The sequence below is a fragment of the Sphingomonas flavalba genome, from assembly GCF_047553045.1.
Taxonomy (GTDB): Bacteria; Pseudomonadota; Alphaproteobacteria; order Sphingomonadales; family Sphingomonadaceae; genus Sphingomonas_L; species Sphingomonas_L flavalba_A.
On the sequence record NZ_CP180208.1, the window covers coordinates 187239 to 205788 of the forward strand.

13 protein-coding genes are annotated in these 18550 nt (G+C 69.1%); 5 read left to right on the forward strand and 8 right to left on the reverse strand.

Annotation, left to right across the window (positions count from 1 at the left end; genetic code table 11):
• Positions 1 to 14: 14 nt before the first annotated feature.
• The gene (locus ACMT1E_RS00930) at positions 15 to 2069 is read right to left on the reverse strand and encodes a phytase (RefSeq protein ID WP_414901627.1); all 2055 of its coding nucleotides are present in this window, start codon (positions 2067 to 2069) and stop codon (positions 15 to 17) included.
• A 178-nt stretch (positions 2070 to 2247) separates the two neighbouring features.
• On the opposite strand from ACMT1E_RS00930, the gene ACMT1E_RS00935 reads away from it, so the two are divergent.
• Both ACMT1E_RS00935 and ACMT1E_RS00940 read left to right on the forward strand, forming a co-directional pair.
• A complete protein-coding gene (locus ACMT1E_RS00935; protein WP_414901628.1) occupies positions 2248 to 4782 on the forward strand; it encodes a TonB-dependent receptor in 2535 nt (844 codons plus the stop codon).
• A gap of 128 nt (positions 4783 to 4910) precedes the next feature.
• Entirely contained in the window at positions 4911 to 6245 is a 1335-nt protein-coding gene (locus tag ACMT1E_RS00940) for an MFS transporter (RefSeq protein ID WP_414901629.1), read from the forward strand.
• Positions 6246 to 6256: 11 nt separating this feature from the next.
• Here ACMT1E_RS00940 and ACMT1E_RS00945 read toward each other — a convergent pair whose 3' ends face one another.
• On the reverse strand, positions 6257 to 8278 hold the full coding sequence (locus ACMT1E_RS00945) for a TonB-dependent receptor plug domain-containing protein (protein ID WP_414901631.1): 2022 nt from the start codon (positions 8276 to 8278) through the stop codon (positions 6257 to 6259).
• An 86-nt stretch (positions 8279 to 8364) separates the two neighbouring features.
• Between ACMT1E_RS00945 and ACMT1E_RS00950 the strand changes: the two genes are divergently transcribed.
• The 3 genes from ACMT1E_RS00950 to ACMT1E_RS00960 are packed head-to-tail and all read left to right on the forward strand — an operon-like array spanning position 8365 to position 10692.
• Positions 8365 to 8697 (forward strand): PepSY domain-containing protein, encoded by a 333-nt coding sequence (locus ACMT1E_RS00950; protein ID WP_414901632.1) that lies wholly within the window; start codon positions 8365 to 8367, stop codon positions 8695 to 8697.
• A 7-nt stretch (positions 8698 to 8704) separates the two neighbouring features.
• Positions 8705 to 9367: a response regulator transcription factor gene (locus tag ACMT1E_RS00955; RefSeq protein WP_414901634.1), complete on the forward strand. Its 663-nt coding sequence runs from the start codon at positions 8705 to 8707 to the stop codon at positions 9365 to 9367.
• The gene (locus ACMT1E_RS00960) at positions 9364 to 10692 is read left to right on the forward strand and encodes an ATP-binding protein (protein ID WP_414901635.1); all 1329 of its coding nucleotides are present in this window, start codon (positions 9364 to 9366) and stop codon (positions 10690 to 10692) included. The genes ACMT1E_RS00955 and ACMT1E_RS00960 overlap by 4 nt, the downstream gene beginning before the upstream one ends.
• Before the next feature lie 28 nt (positions 10693 to 10720).
• On the opposite strand, the gene ACMT1E_RS00965 is transcribed toward ACMT1E_RS00960, so the two are convergent.
• From ACMT1E_RS00965 to ACMT1E_RS00990, 6 genes are read right to left on the reverse strand one after another with little or no spacing between them, the layout of a single operon-like run.
• A complete protein-coding gene (locus ACMT1E_RS00965) occupies positions 10721 to 11515 on the reverse strand; it encodes an inositol monophosphatase family protein (protein WP_414901637.1) in 795 nt (264 codons plus the stop codon).
• Between the two features lie 5 nt (positions 11516 to 11520).
• Positions 11521 to 13017 (reverse strand): CoA-acylating methylmalonate-semialdehyde dehydrogenase, encoded by a 1497-nt coding sequence (locus ACMT1E_RS00970; RefSeq protein ID WP_414901639.1) that lies wholly within the window; start codon positions 13015 to 13017, stop codon positions 11521 to 11523.
• Positions 13018 to 13045: 28 nt separating this feature from the next.
• Positions 13046 to 13849, reverse strand: coding sequence for a 5-deoxy-glucuronate isomerase (gene iolB / locus ACMT1E_RS00975; protein WP_414901641.1), 804 nt, complete (start codon positions 13847 to 13849; stop codon positions 13046 to 13048).
• Entirely contained in the window at positions 13846 to 14751 is a 906-nt protein-coding gene (gene iolE / locus ACMT1E_RS00980; protein ID WP_414901643.1) for a myo-inosose-2 dehydratase, read from the reverse strand. Before iolE ends, iolB begins: the two co-directional genes overlap by 4 nt.
• A gap of 7 nt (positions 14752 to 14758) precedes the next feature.
• A complete protein-coding gene (iolD, locus tag ACMT1E_RS00985; protein ID WP_414901644.1) occupies positions 14759 to 16603 on the reverse strand; it encodes a 3D-(3,5/4)-trihydroxycyclohexane-1,2-dione acylhydrolase (decyclizing) in 1845 nt (614 codons plus the stop codon).
• Positions 16600 to 18525, reverse strand: a complete 1926-nt coding sequence (locus ACMT1E_RS00990; protein WP_414901646.1) for a bifunctional 5-dehydro-2-deoxygluconokinase/5-dehydro-2-deoxyphosphogluconate aldolase — start codon at positions 18523 to 18525, stop codon at positions 16600 to 16602. Before ACMT1E_RS00990 ends, iolD begins: the two co-directional genes overlap by 4 nt.
• Positions 18526 to 18550 lie beyond the last annotated feature (25 nt).

Genomic DNA, 18550 nt, shown 5'->3' on the forward strand with positions numbered 1-18550 from the left:
TCCCCTCCGGCCGCTCAGCGGCTTTCCAGTTTCAGCGCGGCGGCGATGTCGGCCCAGCTGACGATCTTGAAATTCTGCTTTTCGCCGGGCAGCACGTTGCGGCCGTCCTGCGCGACCATCGCGCCCTTTTCGAAACCGGGACCAAGCGGCAGGCTGGTCACGTCCAGTCCGTCGGTTTCCGAAATGCCGTCGATCCCGGTCGCGCCGTCGGCGACGACGGCGAAGGAACCGCGATAGGCGTTGGTGCCGTCGCGGTCGTAGACGGCGTAGCTGTTATTGCCCTGGCTCGACACGACCAGATAGCCGCGCCCCTTGCCCAGATCATACAGCGACACGCCTTCCAGATCGTCCTTCAGCGACGGGTTGGCGGCGACCGAATCGACCTGCTTGCGGGTGTCCCCGGCCTTCGGTTCGGCGCCGACCCGCCACAGCGCGACATCCTCTTCGGCGATGTAGAGCGCGCCGTTGGCGTCGTCGGCGACACAGCCTTCGGTCTGCGACCCGAACCGGATGTCGCGCACCTGCCTGATCGCGATCTTGCCGTTCGGCCGGGAGACCAGTTCCCACTGGCGGTTCAGCCCGTCCGGGTCGCTGACGATCACATAGCTGCGGCCCGACTTGGCGCTGCGGTACATGCACAGGCCATAGGGGTCGGACAGGCCGGACGGCTGCAACCCGTCGGCAATGTCGATCAGCGCTCCGGTCGCGGTGTCCAGCCGGTATATCGCCACCGCCTTCCGCGTCCGGTCGCTGGCGGTGACCAGCACGATCGGCTTGCCGTCCAGCATGAACCCGTCGCGCAGGTCGACATTGTTCATCCGCCCGACCGGCGCGAAATGCACGACCTTGCCCTGCATGTCGTAGACATACAGCCCCGCCTTCTTGTCGGTGCCGATGATCAGGCTGGCGGCCGGGTCGGCCGGGTTGTGCCAGATCGCCGGGTCGTCCGCCGCGTCGCCGGCGGCGGCGACCGGCACCGTCTCCACCCGCGCGGTGACGGTCGGGAAGCGCGGCGCGACGCTGGTCGGCGGCAGCTCCGGCGTGCCGACCGCCAGGCCAAGCGGCGCGGCGAGCGCGTCGAACCCGACCAGCTTGTAATTGGCGCCGCCGGCCGCGTCCTCATCCGCCGCGATGAGCAGGCCGTGGCCGAACGCACTGCCCAGCGCGGCGCCGGTCGCGGCGAGGCCGCCCGGTTCCTTGACCGCCGCGCCGCCCGGGCCGGCCAGCGTCACCGCGCCGGCATAGGCGTCGTCCTTGTTGCGGTCGTACAGGAACAACCGGCCGGTCGATGCGTCGGACGCGATCAGCCAGCGCGCCGCCCCGGCGTTGTACAGCGCGACACCGCCCAGTTCCTCGCTGATCTGGCCGATGCGCGGCGCGTCGATCAACGCCGGCGACGAATCGGTTTCCGGGTCGCCGTTGAACCGCCACAGGCCGGTTGCCTGTTCGGCGACGTACAGTTTTCCGCTCACGTCGTCGGCGACACAATGCTTGATCTTGGTCGGCAGGGTGATGCGCCGCGCCTGGCGGGCGTCTACCTTGCCGTCGGGGGTCGCGTAGACCATCCACTGATCGATCTCGCCGCCGTCGCCGACCGCGATCGCATAGAGCGCGGCGTCGGGCGCGTTGCGGAACAGGCAGACATTCTCGACCGCAAAGTCCAGCGGCACCGCCCGTGCGCCGACCTCGGTCAGCCGGTCGTCGCCCAGCGTGAAAAAGCGCAGGGTATTCGCCGCGCCGTCAGCGGAAACCACCAGTGTCCGCGCCGCGCCGCCCAGCATGAAACCGCCGCGCAGCGCGACGCCGACCGCCTCGCCGGCCTCCGCCGTGTCGAGCAGCCGGCCGTCGAGCGCGTGAACCTGCAATCCCTTGCCCTCGGCGGTGGTGACGATCCGGCTTGCTTCGGGCGCGGCCGGATCAACCGCGATTGCCGCCTGGTTGGCGTCGCCGCCGGGGGTGGCCTGCGTCTCGGCTGCCGCTGTCACCGTCGCCGGCTGGCTCTGGGCGATGCCGGCCGCCGGCACCAGCGCTGTCCCGACCAGCAGGCCGATCGTCGTTACCAGTTTCATCCCTCTCTCCCGCGCTGTCAGGCTGTCATCGCCGCTTCATTTCGCCTGCGCAGAGTAAGTGCGTGCGAAAAATATGCAAGAACTATTCTAAATATGTTGCAAAATAGAATTTTCATTCATACTATCTCCTGGACGAATCGCACCGAGCCAAGAGTGCGGGGCGGATATGGAGGGCAAGATGGCTGCTGATCTCGGGGCGTGTGTAAAGGCGTTGATGCTGACGACAGGGCTTGTCGGTCTGGCGCCGGCCATGGCCCAGGGTGGGGGCGGCCCGGACGATATCGTTGTCACTGGTCGTCGTGCCGCAGATCGCGCGGCCATCGAGGAAAAGCGGCAGTCCGACAATCAGGTTGATGCGGTGCGCGGCGACGACGTCGGCCGCCTGCCGGACCAGAATGTCGCGGAAGCGGTGCGCCGCCTTCCGGGCCTGTCGGTCGCCAACGATCAGGGCGAGGGCCGATACCTTACGGTCCGCGGCGTCGGCCCGGAATTGCTGAACGTCACGCTGAACGGCCAGTCGGCGCCGGCGCCGGAACCGGACGGCCGCCAGGTCAAGCTGGACGACATCCCTTCCGCGCTGATCGGTTCGGTCACCGTGGTCAAGACGCTGACGCCGGACCTCGACGCCAACGCGATTGCCGGTCAGGCCAATATCCAGACGCTGACGGCGTTCGACCGCAACAAGACCTTCGTTACCGGCAAGGCGGCGGTCGGCTATTATCAAGCCAACCACAAGAAGCCGTATGAGGTCGACCTGACCGCCGGCGCGCTGTTCGGCGCCAACAAGGAATTCGGCGCGGTGCTGTCGTTCAGCCGGTCGGATCGCAAACTGCGGGCCGACAATGTCGGCGCGTCGGAAAACTGGGTGGACGTCAACGGCTTCGTCATTCCCGACGAATTCAGCATCCGTCGTTATTCGACCCACCGCACCCGCACCGGCGCCGTCGCCAATTTCGACTGGCGGCCGAGCACCGACGTCAAGACTTTCCTGCGCTTCACCTATTCCAAATACGAAGACAGCGAATCGCGCCAGCATTTCGGCGCCCAGTTGCCGGTCGACGACCCGGCGGAAATCACCAACCAGACGGCGACCAGCGGCGACTACGCCAATGGCAGCGCCGACCGGCGCGTCCGTACCCGTCAGGAAGCGACGAGCAGCTTCTCCGCCTCGACCGGCGGCGAATTCATGCTCGGCGACAGCCAGTTGAACGTCGAAGGCACCTATTCGCGCGCCCGCAAGCGCGATCCGCATCGCGACGAATGGACGTTCAAGGCCAAGAAGATCGGCGGCAGCTACGAATTCGACGATTATATGGTCGACGTCTCGCCGCTCGCGGCCGCCTATGACCCGTCGAAATTCACCGCGTCGAAGGCCAAGTACGAAAACCGGCTGGCGCTGGAAAATCTGTATCAGGCGCGGATCGACTTCCGCACCCCGCTGGAAATCGGCGACAGCGCCTATTTCAAGACCGGCGCGAAATATGTCGATCGCCGCAAGAGCAACGACAAGGAAAATCGTACCTACGGGACCAAGGGGCCAATGACCGCCGCCGACGTGGTCGGCGCCGATGTCGGCAACATCTACAAGGGCACCGCCTATCCGTTCGGCTCCGGTATCGACGCGGCGGCGGCCGATGCCTACTTCGCCGCCCATCAGGGGGAATTCAAGATCGACGACGAAGGCTCGATCTCGGACAGCCTCGCCGGCGACTATCGCATCCGCGAACGGGTGCTTGCCGGTTATGTGATGGCCAGCGCCAGGTTCGGCGCCTTCACCATCGTGCCGGGTGTCCGCATGGAGCGCACGCGCGGCCATTTCGCCGGCAAGACGGTGACCGATACCTCGACCTACGATCAGGGCTTCGACAGCTTCGGCCGGCGCAGCTACACGGACTTTTTCCCCGGCATCAACCTGCGCTTTGATCCGGCGCCGGGGCTGACGATGCGCGGCGCGGTTACCCGGGCGATCGGCCGGCCGAATTACGAAGACATCGCGCCCTATGTGCTGGTCAATGCCGGGGACAAGGAAGTCAGCCTCGGCAACCCCGACCTCAATCCGCTCTATGCGACCAATTTCGACGCCGCGATCGAATATTACATCGGCAAGCAGGGCATCCTGTCCGCGGCCTTCTTCCACAAGCGGATCGAAAACCCGATCTTCCTGACCGGGCGGACCGTGGTCGGCGGCACCTATGCCGGCCAGACGCTGCCGACCGCCTTCGTCACCCAGCCGCAAAACGCGGACGAAGCACGGGTCACCGGGCTTGAACTGAACGCGCAGATGGAATTGAGCTTCCTGCCGTCGCCGCTCGACGGGTTCAGCGTCGGCGCCAGCATGACCTTCGTCAAATCGCGGGCGACCGGCATCCCCGACCGCGCCGACGCGGTCCGGCTTGCCAACCAGTCAAATCGCGTCGCTTCCGCCCAGCTCACCTACGAAAAATACGGCATCTCGGCGCGTGTCGCCTACACTTACCGGTCGCGCTACCTCGATACCGTCGGGGAAACCCGCGCCGGCGATCAGTATGTCGACAACTTCAACCAGTTCGATGCCCGCATCGGCTATGCGGTCACCCCCAACTTCAATATCTTCGTCGAAGGGGCGAACCTGAACGACGAACCGCAGCGCCGCTTTATCGGCATCCCGCGGCATATGGTTGAGATCGAACGCTACGGCTGGTCGGCGAAAACCGGCGTACAGCTTAGCTTCTAGGCGGTTTCCGGGCCGGCTTCGATCCGGCGCCGGGTTCACTGGACGGCCCCGGTCCGGCCCATGCCGGGCCGGGGCCGGAACGGCACCGGGTACAGCCGGGCCGTGGGCGAAGGGAGCGGGGGACGGCGATGCTGCGCTATTTCGTGACCGGGCAGGATCGCCCCGTTCTGGCCGACAAGGCGGAAATCGACCGGCTCTACCGCCACCACCGCCTGCGGGTGATGATCGCCATCACCCTCGGTTACGGGCTGATCTACACCTGCCGCCTCGCCCTCGGCGTCGTCAAGAAACCGCTGATCGACGAAGGCATCTTCACCCCGGTCGAGCTGGGGATGATCGGTTCGGCGCTGTTCTATACCTATGCGCTCGGCAAGCTGGCCAACGGCTTCCTCGCCGATCACGCGAACGTTCGCCGTTTCCTGACCGTCACTTTCCTTGCCACCGCCCTTTGCAACATCGCGATGGGCGGCATCACCGTGCTCTGGGCGGCGGTGCTGGTCTGGGGCCTGAACGGCTGGTTCCAGAGCGCGGGCGCCCCCGCCGGCGTCGTCGCGATGACCGCCTGGTATTCGAACCGCGAACGCGGGCGCATCTACGGGATCTGGAGCACCGCCCACTCGATCGGTGAGGGATTGACCTTCGTCATGGTCGGCGGGCTGGCCGCCGCCTTCGGCTGGCGCTACGGCTTCTGGGGGCCGGGTCTGCTCGGCCTGCTGACCGCCGCCGGTTGCTGGTGGCTGCTGCGCGACCGGCCGCAGACGCTTGGCCTGCCCCCGGTCGCCGAATGGCGCGGCGACCACCATGCCCATGTCGAACGCGGCACCGCGCGCAGCGTTCTGGCCACCCAGCTGTCGATCCTGAAGATCCCGGCAATCTGGGTGCTCGCCGTGGCCAGCGCGCTGACCTACGTCACCCGCTATGCGATCGACAGCTGGGGCGTGCTCTATCTGCAGGAAGTGCGCGGCTACAGTCTGCCGATGGCCGGTACGCTGCTGATGCTTAGTACCCTGGCGGGTATCGTCGGTGCGATCGCCTTCGGCTTCATTTCCGACAAATGGTTCGCTACCCGCCGCCCGCCCGCCAACCTGCTGTTCGCCGTGCTTGAACTGATCGGCCTGCTGCTGATCTTCTTCGGCCCGGCGAGCACGCCGATGTTGGTTCTCGGCATGCTGCTGTTCGGCATGGGGCTGACCGGCCTCGTCACCTCGCTCGGTGGCCTGTTCGCGGTCGACATTGCGCCGAAACGGGTGGCCGGCGCGGCGATGGGGGTGATCGGCGTGTTCAGCTATGTCGGCGCCGCGGTGCAGGAACATGTCTCCGGCGCGCTGATCGAAGGCGGCATGCGGATCGTCGACGGCCAGCGCCATTACGATTTCGGCCCGGTCATCTGGTTCTGGATCGGCGCCTCGGTGCTGTCGATGCTGCTGGCTGCCAGCCTGTGGCGGACCCATCTCTCCGATTGAGCCGGCCCCGCTCACCCGCCGAACGCCCGCCGGACGGTGAACAGCACGGTCGGCGTCGTCGCCGTCCGCCGCGTCTCGGTCTTGTCGGGGGCGGCCAGGCTGCGCGCGCCGGCATATTTGCGCCGGGTCTCGGCAAAGGACAGGCCGGTCAGATTGACGGCCTCCAGCCGCAGGCGCCAGGCCGGGCCGGGCCGGTATTCGACATGCGCGTCGAACCGGAAACCGCGCGCCTTGGTGCGGATCTCGTCCAGCCGGTATTCGCGCTTCAGCTCGGCCATCCGCATATCCGCGCCCCAGCTTATCGCACCGCCGGGCAGGTCGTGGATCAGGCTGATCGTGCCGGTCACCGGCTTGTCGCCGGAAATCCAGCGGCGCGCGCCGGTCACCGGGTCGTCGACCCGGCTTCGGGTCAGCGTCACGTTCGATACGATCCGCGCCCCGGCCATGCCGAGCGGCGTCAGCGGCAGGGTGGTTTCGGCGGTCAGCGTGTCGCGGCTGCCGCGGCCGATATTGCCGATCGCGTCGAACGGCACCCCCTGGTCGTGGCGCACGACATGGTCGACGACGTCGCTGATCCGTTCATGCGCCGCGCGCAGCACGATCGCGCCGTCGCCGGCGAAACGGTGTTCGTAGGTCGCGGTGACCGTCCAGCTGCGCGGCGGCCGCAGGTCGACCGCCCCGGCGTTGATCTCGCCCCGGTCGAGCGAGGCGGACGCGACGAAGTCGTTGAAATCGAGCTGGCCGACGTCGCGCTGCACCGCCAGCCGGATCTGATCGCCGCCGCCCAGCGCGCGGGTCAGCGCCAGCCTCGGCTTCCAGTAAGTGAAGCGCCGGTCGAGCACCGCGTCGCCGCGCTGGCGCAGCCCCGATCGCTCCAGCCGCAGCGCCGGTTCGACGGTCAGCCGGGCGAACGGGCGCCAGGTCGCGCCCAGCGACGCCTCAACGCGCTGCTCCTCGACCCGGCTGTTCGATCCGGGCACCGGCACCGGCGCGCCGTTGGCGAACAGCGCGGCGCTGCCGTCGGCGCTGTTGATCGCGCCCTCGATCGCCGCGTCGATCGCCAGCGTTCCGCGTTCGCGGCGCAGCGACAGCCGCGCGATGCTTTCCGCCGTGTCGCTGCGCTGGGTGAAATGTTCGCTGTCGCTGCCCTCGGTCGCGGTCGAATCGAACCGCAGCCGGCCGATGCGGCGGATCACCAGCGCCTCGATCCGGCTGTCGGCGCCGATCGGATGGCGGTACTGCGCGCCTGCCTCGCCCTCGGTCAGCGTCTCGCGCTCGCGCACAGCCTCCGCGCCGGTGTCGACATCTTCCCGCTTGCGCGCGCGGCTGACGCTGGCGTTGGTGGACAGCGTGCCGCCGGCCAGTGGCGTGTCCCAGGCGCCGCGCCCGGCCACGGTCTGCACCGTTTCCCATTTGCGGCGCGGCTGCTGCCGGGTGACCACCCCGGCCGCGTCGATCGTCCGGGTCGTGCCGCGCCCGGCATCCTCGTCGATCTCGGTGGTGATCCCGATTGCGCCTTCGATCCGCCGGGCGCCGGACTGGCGCGACGCCTCCAGCGTGACGACAGGGCGCAGGACATGGTCGTTGGCCGCGACCGCGCCGGCGGTGATCGCGGCGTGGCGGCTGGCGGTGGTCGCGCGCACGACATTGGCGACGACGTCGCGCCCGCCCATCGCGATCCCCGGCGCGCCGCCGCGGATCAGTTCGATCCGCGCCACCGCCGCCGCCGGTATCCGGCGCAGCAGGTCCTCCAGCGACTCCGCCTTGGTCGACGGCGGCTTGCCGTCGAACAGGATATTGCCCGCCGCCTCGGCATAGCCGCGCACCTCGGCATCGGCGTCGACGATCGCGAAGCCGGGCAAGCGCCGGATCATGTCGAGCGCGTCGTTCGGCCGCGAACCGGCGAAGAAGTCGGGCGTGAACACCAGCACGCCGCTGGCGGCGGCGGGTTCGGCGGCGGGCGCGGCGATCGCGGGTGTGCCGGCAAGCAGCAGCACCGTCACGGTTCCGGTGGTGAATCTGTTGGCTCCCATGCCGGCGGTGATAGGCGCCGGGTGCTGACGCCCCGCCGCCGCCGGCCGTCAGCCGGATGTCAGCGGCGCCTGGTTAGGCAATGGCCATGATGAAACGCCCATCCCCCCGCCAGACGATCGCCGCGGCGCTGCTGCTCGCCATCGTCCCCGCCGCTGCCGTTGCCGGCAGCAAGTCCCACAAGTCGCACGAGCAGGTTCGCGATGCGCTTCGCCGTGGCGAAGTGCTGCCGCTGACCCGAATCATGGCGATCGCCCAGGCCAGCGCGCCCGGCCAGGTCATCAAGGTGGAGCTCGACGATGACGATGACCATCCGCGCCTGTTGATCTACGAAGTGAAAACGCTGTCGCCCAACGGACGGGTGATGGAGGTGGAGATCGACGCCCGCACCGGCAAGGTGCTGAAGGTCGAGGAGGACTGACCGCCGGATGCGCGCCCTGGTCGTCGAGGATGAAGCCGCCGTCGCGGAAGACATCCGCGCCGCGCTCCATGCGGCCGGCTTCGTCGTCGACATCGCGCCGGACGGCCGCGATGCCTGGTTCGCCGGCGATGTCGAGGATTACGACATCGCCATCCTCGATCTTGGCCTGCCGCAACTCGACGGCCTTTCGGTGCTGAAACGCTGGCGGGCCGCCGACCGGCTGTTCCCGGTTATCATCGTCTCGGCGCGCGGCGACTGGACCGAACGGGTCGAAGGGATCAACGCCGGCGCCGACGACTATCTCGGCAAGCCGTTCGAGATGGGCGAGTTGATCGCCCGGGTTCGCGGTCTGCTGCGCCGCGCCGCCGGGCGCGGGTCGAATGTGGTCGCCGTTGGCCCGCTGCGCATCGACAGCCAGCGGATGACGGCGGAACTGAACGGCGTGCCGGTCCGCCTGTCGCCGCTCGAATTTCGCCTGCTCGATTATCTGGCGCACAGCCCGGCCCGCGCCGTTTCCGCCATGGAACTGGCCGACCATCTCTACGGCGCCGCCGATACGACCGATTCCAACGCGATCGAGGCGCTGGTCGCCCGGCTGCGCCGCAAGGTCGGCGCCGGGCTGGTCACCACCCGGCGCGGCTTCGGTTACATGCTCGGCGACGGCGGGTGAGGCTGCTCGCCTCGCTGCGCTGGCGGCTGCTCGCCGTTGGCACCGTCGCCATCGCCGCGGCGCTGGTCGCCGCCTGGCTGTTCATGACCGTGCTGTTCGAACACCATCTCGAACGCCGCCTCGCCGACGAATTGCAGCGCGACGGGCTGAAGGTCATTGCCGGCCTGTCGCTCGCCCCCGGCGGCGCGCTTCGGGCGCAGGACATGCCGACCGACGATCGCTTCGCTACCCCGGCGAGCGGCCTCTACTGGCAGGCGTCGAACGCCGCCGGCATCGTCCGCTCGCGCTCGCTGTGGGACCAGGCATTGCCCACCTCCTCCTCCGCCTCGCGGGAAAGGTGGAGCGAACGCCTTGCCCCCGGCCCGTTCGAACCCCGGCTGGTCATGCTCGAACGGCGGGTGGTGCTCGACGCCGGCAGCGATCCGGTGCTGGTCCAGATTGGCCAGAATGCGGACGCGCTGGCCACGGCCGGGCGGGAATTCGGGCGGGAACTGGCGATCTTCCTTGCCGTGCTGTGGCTGGCGCTGTCCGGCGCCGCCTGGGTACAGGTCACACTCGGGCTGCGGCCGCTCGCCCGCATCCGCCATGCGCTCGACCGGCTGCGGCAAAGCCCGGCGGAACGACTGGCGGCGGAAGGGCCGTCGGAAGTGCAGCCGCTGGTCGACGCGATCAATGCGCTTGCCGACGCGCGCGAGGACGATGTGGAACGCGCCCGCCGCCGCGCCGCCGATCTCGCCCATGGGTTGAAAACGCCGCTCGCCGCGCTTGCCGCGCAAAGCCGCCGCGCGCGCGAATCCGGCGCCACTGCTGCCGCCGACGGGCTGGACCGGGCGATTGCCGCCGTCCGTGCCGCGGTCGAGGGCGAACTGGCCCGCGCCCGCGTCGCCGGGGTTCGGCGCGGCCCCGGCCTGTCCTGCCCGGCGCGCGCCATCGCTGAACAGGTGGTCGCCGTGCTCGAACGGACCGAAAAGGGGGAAGGGCTGGCCTTCGCCGTCGCGGTGCCGGACGCGCTGCGTCTGCCGCTCGCGGCGGAAGACCTGACCGAACTGCTCGGCGCGGCGGCGGAGAACGCGGTGCGCTACGCGCGGCGGCGGGTGCGGATCGCCAGCGCCGAACGCCATCTGACGGTCGAGGATGACGGCCCGGGGCTGGACGAGGCGGCTGCGCGGGCGGCGCTGGAACGCGGCGCCCGCCTCGACGAAAACGGCGGGCAGGGCCTCGGCCTCGCCATTGTGCGCGATGTCGCGGTGGCGACCGGCGGCGCGATAACCTTGTCCCGCTCTACCCTTGGCGGACTGTGCGTGACGATCGGCTGGCCGGAATAGCGGCCGCCTTCGCCGGCCTTCGCACCCGTTATCCCGCTCTGATCGCGTCGAGCAGTTCCGCCTGAATCTGCGGCGTCGTCGCCAGCACGGTGCCGCCGGACAGGTCGAGCGCGGTCCCGGCGGTATTGGTGACGACACCGCCCGCCTCGCGGACGATCACCACCCCGGCCGCCATGTCCCAGGCGCTGACGCTCTGCTCCCAATAGGCGTCGAACCGGCCGCAGGCGACATAGGCCATGTCGACCGCCCCGGCGCCCAGCCGGCGGATGCCGGCGACGCGCGGGGTCAGGCGTTCCATCTCGGTCACGAACTGCTGGTGGCGCGGCTTGCCGGCGAACGGGATGCCGACCGACAGGATCGCCTTCACCATCTCGCTGCGCCGCGACACCTGGATGCGCTGGTCGTTCAGCCAGGCGCCGCCGCCGGTCTCGGCGCGGAAGGTTTCGTTCTGCGCCGGTACATGGGTGACGCCGGCGATGACCTCGCCGTCGCGGGCCAGCGCGATGTTGACCGCGAAGATCGGCAGGCCGATCAAGAAATTCGCCGTGCCGTCCAGCGGGTCGACGATCCAGACATGGCGCTTGTCGCGGCCCTCGCGCAGCCCGCCTTCCTCGCCCAGGAAACCGTAATCGGGCGCGGCCTGTTCCAGCATCGACCGCACCGTTTCCTCGGCGCGCAGGTCGGCCTCGGAAAACGGGTCCGCCGGGCCGTTCTTGTGGCGGACGTCAAGCCGGTCGATCGTCGCGAAATCGCGCATCAGCCCTTGTCCCGCCGCCTCGGCGGCGGCGACCATCGTTGCGATCAGGTCGGATCGGCCGGCCATGTCCGTCACGCCATTGTCGGGATGACGAAGGCGTTCGACCCGTCGGGCGTGCCGTCGGGCCAGCGCTGCGTCACTGTCTTGACCTTGGTCCAGAAACGCACGCCGTCCATGCCGTACTGGTTGGTGTCGCCGAAGGCGGAACGCTTCCACCCGCCGAAGCTGTGGTAGGACACCGGCACCGGGATCGGCACGTTGACCCCGACCATGCCGACATTGACCCGCGCCGCGAATTCGCGGGCGGCATGGCCGTTGCGGGTGAAGATGGCGACGCCGTTGCCATATTGGTGGTCGCTCGGCAGCCGGAGCGCGGTCTCGAAATCGGGGGCGCGGACGATCTGCAGCACCGGCCCGAAAATCTCCTCGCGGTAGCTGCTCATCTCCGGCGTCACCCGGTCGAGCAGGGTCGGGCCGACGAAAAAGCCCTGCTCATGCCCCTGCAGGGTGAAACCGCGCCCGTCGACGACCAGTTCGGCGCCCTCGTCGATCGCGGTCTGGACCCACGCCTCGATCCGCGCCTTGTGCGCGGCGTTGACCACCGGCCCGTAATGGGCGTCGGCGTCGGTCGATATGCCGACCTTCAGCGCGGCGATCGCCGGAATCAGCCGCTCGCGCAGCCTGTCGGCGGTGTCCTCGCCCACCGGCACGACCACCGGCAGCGCCATGCACCGCTCGCCGGCCGAACCGAACGCCGCGCCGCACAGGTCGTGGATCACCTGATCCAGGTCGGCGTCGGGCATGACGATGCCGTGGTTCTTGGCGCCGCCCATCGCCTGCACCCGCTTTCCGGCGGCGACGCCGCGATTGTAGACGTAATGCGCGATGTCGGACGACCCGACAAAGCTGACCGCCGCTATCGCCGGGTGGTCGAGGATCGCGTCGACCATCTCCTTGTCGCCGTGGACGACCTGCAGAATGCCTTCGGGCGCGCCCGCTTCCAGCATCAGTTCGGCCAGCCGCAGCGGCACCGACGGGTCGCGCTCGGACGGCTTCAGGATGAATGCATTGCCGACGGCAATGGCGATGCCGAACATCCACATCGGGATCATCGCCGGGAAATTGAACGGGGTGATGCCGGCAACCACGCCCAGCGGCTGGCGCATCGAATAGACGTCGATGCCGGGGCCGGCGCCTTCGGTATATTCGCCCTTCAGCGCCTGCGGGATGCCGCAGGCATATTCGATGACGTCCAGCCCGCGCTGCACGTCGCCGCGCGCGTCGGCCACCACCTTGCCGTGTTCGGACGACAGCAGCAGGGCCAGTTCCTCCATATGCGCCTCGACCAGTTCCTTGAACCGGAACATCACGCGGGCGCGGCGCTGCGGGTTGGTCCGCGCCCAGCCCGACTGGGCGGCGAGGGCGGCGGCAACCGCCTTGTCGAGCAGCGCGGCGTCGCCCAGCGGCACCTGCCGCGCGATCTGGCCGGTATTGGGGTCGAACACGTTGCTCTGGCGGCTGCCTTCCGAAGAATGCGTGCCGCCGACGAAATGTGAAACGATGGTCATGACAGGTCCTTGCTAAACACCAGTTGGTTCAATTCCGGGCGACGATCCATGCATGGGCGGGATCGTTCTTGAAGATCCACTCGCGTTTCGGCCCGGCCATGACGTTCAGGTAATACAGGTCATAGCCGTGCGGTGCGCCGACCGGATGATAGCCGCGCGGTGCCATCACAACATCCCCATCCTCCACGGTGATCGTCTCGTCAATGCTGCGGTCGTCGGTGTAAACCCGTTGAAAGGCAAAGCCCTGCGGCGGATTCAGCCGGTGGTAGTACGTCTCCTCCAGCGCGGTTTCCTCGCCGGGCACGTCGCGGTCGTGCTTGTGCGGCGGATAGCTCGACCAGTGGCCGCCCGGCGTGATCACCTCGACGACCAGCAGGCTGTCGGCCGGCTCGTCCTGCGGCAGGATGTTGCGGACGAAGCGCTGGTTGGTGGCCTCGCCGCGCACCTCGCGGGTCATTGTCTCCGGCGCGATCAGCCGGGGCGCCCGGCCGGGCGTGCCCGGCGCGGTGCACACCGCCAGTTCGACCGCGTCGCGGGCCGTCACCCGATAGCGGGTTTCCGCCGGTACATAGACGGCGGCCGGCGCGACATCCTCGAACACGCTCGCCCGCCCGCCAATGCCGGGAAACGCGGCATCACCGGCGGCGATATCGGCGGTGCCGGACAGCACGACCAGACAGGCTTCGCGGTCGACGCCGCCGCCGGCCAGCATCTGCCCAGGCGTTAGCCGATGGACGCGGAAACCGACGCGGTCCCAGCCGGCGCTCTCCGGCGTCACCTCCAGCACGCAGCCGGTCGCGTCGGGGGCATGGGGGCGCACGCGCAGGGTCATGCCGCCGCTCGCCATGCCAGCCCGGCCTGGTCGGCGCAGCGTTCCAGCGTGCGCAGCCCGATCTCGCCGTAACGGCGGGGGTCGGCAATCGCCGGGTCCTGCTCCGCCTCGACGATCACCCAGCCGTCATAGCCGATGTCGGCCAGCGCCCGCATCGCGTCGCCGTAATCGAGGTAGCCGTCGCCCGGCACGGTGAACATCCCGTCCAGCACCCCGTCCAGAAAACTGCCCTGCCGCCGTCCCAGCGCGCCGAACACCTCCGGCCGGATGTCTTTGCAATGGACGTGGGCGACGCGCTCGGGGTGGTCGCGGATCAGCCGGAACGGGTCGATCCCGCCCAGCGCAGCATGGCCGGTGTCGACGGTCAGCCCGACGCTGGCGCCGGTTGCCTGTAGGAAAAGTTCCAGATCGCGCTGCCGCTCGACGACGGTGCCGAGATGATGGTGATAAGCTAGGCGCAAACCCGCCGCCGCGACATGGTCGGCCACCGCCGTCAGCCGCGCCCCGAACCGCTGCCAGTCGCCCGCCGCCAGCCGCGGTGTCGCGGCCAGCGGCCGGCTGCGGTCGCCGTGGATCGCGTTGCTCGTCTCGGCGATGATGAACACGGTGCAGCCCATCGCCTTCAGCAGCCTCAGGTGCGGCTGCAACGCGGCGATCTCCGCTTCGGCGGATCGGGTCAGCAGGCTGGCGCTGTACCAGCCGCCGACCAGTGCCAGGTCATGCCGGTCGAGTAGCGGCTTCAACACCGCCGGGTCGCGCGGGAACACGCCGCCCAGTTCGACACCGGTGAAGCCGATCGCCTGTGCGTCGGCCAGCACCGACTCCAGCGGCGTGCCGCCGCCCAGTTCCGGCATGTCGTCGTTGATCCATGCGATCGGGCTGACCCCGAATCTTATCGCCATGTCCGTCTCACTTCCCCTCGTCCCGGCGCAGGTGCCGCTCATAGGCGGCGCGCGCCGTATTGACCGCTTCGCGCGCCGACACTTCCGGCACCGCGACGTCCCACCAGGCGCCGCCGGCCTCGGTGCTCGCCACCGGGTCGGTGTCGATGACGATGACGCTGCTGTGCGTGGCCGTCCGCGCCCGTTCCAGCGCCGCTTCCAGTTCGGCGATCGACCCGACCTTCTCGGCATGGGCGCCAAGGCTGCGGGCGTGGCCGGCGAAGTCGATCTCGGCCAGTTGCGTGTGGCGGGTGTCGGCCAGCAGGTTGTTGAACGGCGCGCCGCCGGTCGCCGCCTGCAACCGGTTGATGCAGCCGAAGCCGCGATTGTCGAGCAGCACGACGATCAGCTTGATGCCCATCGCGACGGCGGTCGCCAGTTCCGAATTCAGCATCAGGTAGCTGCCGTCGCCGACCAGCACGTACACCTCGCGCTCCGGCGCCGCCATCTTCGCGCCCAGCCCGCCGGCGATCTCGTAGCCCATGCACGAATAACCGTATTCGACGTGGTAGCCACCGGTCGCTCCGGTCGGCCACAGCTTGTGCAGCTCGCCGGGCAGGCCACCGGCCGCGCAGACGACAACCGCGTCCGGCGCCGCGCCGCGCGCCACCGCGCCGATCACCTGCGCGTCGGACGGCATTTCATTCCCGGCCGGCGCCGCCGTCACCGCTGCGGCGGCACGATCCCATTCGGCCCGCGCCGTCCGTGTGTCCGCCTGCCATGCCGCGCTCGCCGCGATCCCATCCGCCGCCCCGGCCAGCGCCAGCAGCACCGCCCGCGCATCGCCGAAAACCGGCAGCGCGCCATGCTTGTGTGCGTCGAACGGTGCAACGTTGACCTGCGCCAGCCGGGGCGCGCCGTCGATCAGCGCGCGCGATCCGGTGGTGAAATCCTGCAACCGGGTGCCAAGCCCGACGATCAGGTCTGCTTCCGCCGCCGCGCGGTTGGCGGCGCTGCTGCCGGTCACGCCGATGCTGCCCAGATTGTGCGGGTGGTCGTGGGGCAGGGTGCCCTTGCCCGCCTGCGTTTCGGCAAAGGGAATGCCGGTCGCCGTGACGAATGCATCCAGCGCCGCCTCACCCCCGGCGTAGCCGACACCGCCGCCGACGATCAGCAGCGGCCGCGCCGCCACGCGCAGCCTGTCGGCCAGCGCGGCAATGTCGGCGGGGTCCGGCATCACCACCCGGTGCCGCCAGCTGCGCGGCGCGAAGAATGCTTCGGGATAGGCAAAGGCTTCCGCCTGCACGTCCTGGCAGAACGCCAGGGTGACCGGCCCGCAATCGGCCGGGTCGGTCAGCGTTGCCATCGCGCGCGGCAGGGCGTCGAGCAACTGTTCCGGCCGCGTGATCCGGTCGAAATAGCGCGACACCGGCCGGAAACAGTCGTTGGCGGAAACGGTGCCGTCGCCGAAATCCTCGATCTGCTGCAACACCGGGTCGGGCCGGCGGCTTGCATAGACGTCGCCGGGCATCAGCAGCACCGGCAGGCGGTTGACATGGGCCAGGGCGGCGGCGGTCACCATGTTTGTCGCCCCCGGCCCGATCGACGTCGTGCACAGCATCGCCCGCCGCCGACGGTTCTGCTTGGCAAAGGCGATGGCGGCGTGGGCCATCCCCTGCTCGTTATGCGCACGCCAGGTCGGCAGGGTGTCGCGGGCGGCATAAAGCGCCTCGCCGATCCCGGCGACATTGCCGTGGCCGAAAATCGCCCAGGCGCCGGCAAAGAAGCGTACCGGGCCGTCGGGCAGGGGGACATACTGGTTGGCAAGCCAGGTCACCGCCGCCTGCGCTGCCGTCATCCGCCTGTCGGTCATGCCGTCTTCCCCACGCCGGCGCGCGCCTTGCGCCACGCCTCGACGAGCAGCGAGAATCGTTCGGCCAGCGCGTCCACCGCGTCGGCATCGCTGATCGCGCCGCGCATCCATTCGCGCGCGACATCGTAGAAGATCGTGCGGCCGACGGCGAATCCCTTGACGACGCCGACCGCGGCGGCGGCGTCGAACGACGCGATCAGTTGCGGCATGGGCGTCGACAGGCCAAGCAGCACCACCCCCCGGCACAGCGGGTCGTTCTCGGCGATCGCCGCCTCGATATTGCGCCACGCCGCCGGGTCGTCGACAGGTTCCAGCTTCCACCAGTCGGGGTGGATGCCGATCGCGTAGAGCCGGCGGATCGCGCGGGCGACGGTCATCGCGTCAACCGGCATGTCGGGCGGAACGATCACCTCGACCAGCAACTCATGGCGGGTTTTGCGGCAGGCGTCGAACAGGCGCAGCAGCTGTCGCTCCTGCCGGTCGCGCATCTCCTGCGTGTCGTCGGGGTGGTAGAAGACCAGGCATTTGACGACATGGTCGACCGGCCATTCCGCCAGCTCGGTCGCGACATCGGCCGATCCCTCGAATGCCAGCGGCCGCGATTTGGGCCGCTCGATCGGCCGGCCGATCCAATAGGGGTGGTCGGCGGCGGCGGCGAGCGTGTCGAAGCCGTATCGCCCGTCGACCAACAGGCCGAAACCGGGATCGCCCTGCGCCACCCTGTCGAGCGCGGCGAGTGCAAAGCCCTTGAACCGGCCGACCCGTTCGGTGTCGACGCCCAGTTCCTCGGCCAGTTCCTCGAACTGGCTGCGGTGGTCGACGGCGATCACGGTCAGCGAGGGGTATGCGCGTCGCCGCGTCGTTGCCCAGTGGATCTGCTCCAGCGCGGTGTCGTCGCGTAGGCGCAGCGGATAGGCGTCTCTCGCCAGAAAGGCTTCCAGCTCGGTCCAGCTTGGCATCGCGGGCGCGCAGCCGTGGCGCGACACCACGATCGCGCCGCAGGCATTGCCGAAGGTGCAGCAGTCGGCGATCGTCTCACCGCGCAGCCAGCCGCGCGCGAACCCGGCCATGAACGCGTCGCCGGCGCCAAGTACGTTGAACACCTCGATGCGGAAACTGCGGCCGCTGATCCCATCGTCCAGCCGGTCGGGAATAGCGCCCTCGAACGCGGCGCAGCCCAGCGCGCCGCGCTTGCACACCAACAGCGCGTCGCTCCGGGCGCGGATCGCACGCAGTGCGGCGATGGTGTCGGTGCTGCCGCCGAGGATGTGGATTTCCTCCTCCGTCCCGACGATCAGGTCGCACAGCGGCAATACCTGCTGCAGCCGCTCGGTGACGGCCGGGTCGGCGACGAAGCGGTTCTCGCCCATGTCGCGCCCGGTCAGACCCCATAGGACCGGTCGATAATCGATGTCGAACAGCACCTTGCCGCCCGCTTCGCGCGCCCAGGTCGCGGCGGCGACGCTGGCGGCATAGACGTTCGGCTGCGACAGGTGGGTGCCATTGATCAGCACGGCGCCGGCCGACTGGATCCAGGCGCGGTCAAGGTCGTCGCGGGTGAGCGCCATGTCGGCGCAGTTTTCGCGGTAGAAGATCAGCGGAAAATTCTCGCGGTCGCGCAGGCCCAGGATAACCAGCGCCGTCAGCCGATCAGGGTCGAAAACGACGCCGCGAGTGTCGACGCCTTCGCGCTCCAGCTGCTCTTTGAGGAAGCGCCCCATATGGTCGGTGCCAACCCGCGTCACCAATCCGGTGCGCAGCCCCAGCCGGGCGCCGCCGACGGCGGTGTTGGTCGGGCTGCCGCCGACATATTTGGCGAAGGACGCCGTGTCCTCCAGCCGTCCGCCCGACTGCTGGCCATAGAGGTCGACGCTCGATCGTCCGAGGGTGATGAGATCGAGCGTCTTGTCCGAATGCGCCATAGCGGTCCCGTTCCCGCCGCCCGCA